The organism is Dietzia sp. SYD-A1 (genome assembly GCF_015356725.1).
Lineage (GTDB): Bacteria > Actinomycetota > Actinomycetes > Mycobacteriales > Mycobacteriaceae > Dietzia.
In genome coordinates, this window is record NZ_JADDKI010000385.1 from 1 (window position 1) to 1,377 (window position 1,377).

Genomic DNA, 1,377 nt, shown 5'->3' on the forward strand with positions numbered 1-1,377 from the left:
GCCCGGGACCGCGAGGACGAGGTCCTCACCGCGGGCGCCGTTGCGGTTGGCCCCCATGCCGGGCTGCCCCTTGCCCGCCCGGGCGTGGGGACGGAAGTGGAAATCGAGCAGGGTGTGGACCTGCGGGTCCACCACCAGCACGACGTCGCCGCCGCTACCGCCGTTGCCCCCGTCAGGCCCACCGAGCGGTTTGAACTTCTCCCGGTGCACGGACGTGCAGCCGCGGCCGCCGTCCCCCGCCGCGAGGTGGAGCACTACACGGTCGACGAATCTCGACATGGGCGGACTCCTCCTGCTGCTGGTGGGTGATGGGTGGTGGTGGGACTCGACGACCGGGGTGGAAATGCCCTCGGGGGCCGGGCGTGGGGTCGTCTGACCCCGCCCGGCCCCCGAGGGCGACTTCTCGTCAGCGTTGCCGGGTCAGCCCTCGACGCCGACCGGGACGATGTTGACGGTCTTGCGACCACGCTTGGTCCCGAACTCCACCGCGCCGGCGGCCAGAGCGAACAGCGTGTCGTCGCCGCCACGGCCGACGCCCACGCCCGGGTGGAACTTGGTGCCACGCTGGCGGATCAGGATCTCGCCGGCGTTGACCTCCTGGCCACCGAAGCGCTTGACGCCGAGGCGCTGCGCGTTGGAGTCACGACCGTTACGGGTGCTGGATGCGCCCTTCTTACTTGCCATGTCCGAACCCTCCTTCAGGGAAGACGCCCGAGGGCGCTGAGCTGGTGGCCTTGGCGGCCGTGATGGATTACTTGATACCGGTGATCTTGAGCACCGTCAGCTTCTGACGGTGACCCTGACGCTTGTGGTATCCGGTCTTGTTCTTGAACTTGTGGATCCGGATCTTCGGACCCTTGGTCTGCTCCACGATCTCACCGGAGACGGAGACCTTGGCCAGGGCGTCGGCAGCGGAGGTGACGGTCGAGCCGTCGACCACGAGGATCGGGGACAGGGACACGGAGGTGCCGGCCTCACCCTCGATCTTCTCGACCTTGACATGGTCCCCTTCGGCGACCTTGTACTGCTTGCCGCCGGTCTTGACGATCGCGTACATCGAGGGCTTCCCCTTGCTTCTCGGGTGTGTGACCGCCGCTGGGGACGACCACGACTACTGTGCGGTGTTCTCTCTGACCGACCGACTCTCGTCGGCCGGGATCGCCGGCCCCGGGGCCTCGGAAGGCCCGGCCCGCGACTTCTCGCGCGACGACATAGCGCCGCCACGAGCGACTTGTCAAGGTTACGGCCCGGCGGCGCAGCAGGTCAAACCGGCAGCGCCTCCGGGCCCGAGACCTCTATCGATCGCCCCCCTCGGGAGCGGTCGTGGTCCGCGTCGCGCGTCGACGTGTCGGACGCCGGCGCGGCTCGGCGACCGCG

General features: G+C 69.1%; 2 protein-coding genes and 1 pseudogene. All 3 read right to left on the reverse strand.

The window, feature by feature from the left end:
* Nucleotides 1-279 (reverse strand): annotated as a pseudogene (obgE, locus tag IY392_RS14190) (GTPase ObgE); the annotation flags it as partial.
* A gap of 141 nt (nucleotides 280-420) precedes the next feature.
* Nucleotides 421-684, reverse strand: a complete 264-nt coding sequence (gene rpmA / locus IY392_RS14195; protein ID WP_017835683.1) for a 50S ribosomal protein L27 — start codon at nucleotides 682-684, stop codon at nucleotides 421-423.
* Between the two features lie 67 nt (nucleotides 685-751).
* Nucleotides 752-1,057 carry a 50S ribosomal protein L21 gene (gene rplU, locus IY392_RS14200; protein ID WP_017835684.1) on the reverse strand — a complete coding sequence of 102 codons (306 nt, stop codon included), beginning with the start codon at nucleotides 1,055-1,057 and terminating at the stop codon, nucleotides 752-754.
* Nucleotides 1,058-1,377 lie beyond the last annotated feature (320 nt).

What these genes read in the sequence shown, in the direction of transcription:
- rpmA (WP_017835683.1), bottom strand. Translation starts at nt 684, where the DNA reads ATGGCAAGTAAGAAGGGCGCATCCAGCACCCGTAACGGTCGTGACTCC.
- rplU (WP_017835684.1), bottom strand. Translation starts at nt 1,057, where the DNA reads ATGTACGCGATCGTCAAGACCGGCGGCAAGCAGTACAAGGTCGCCGAA.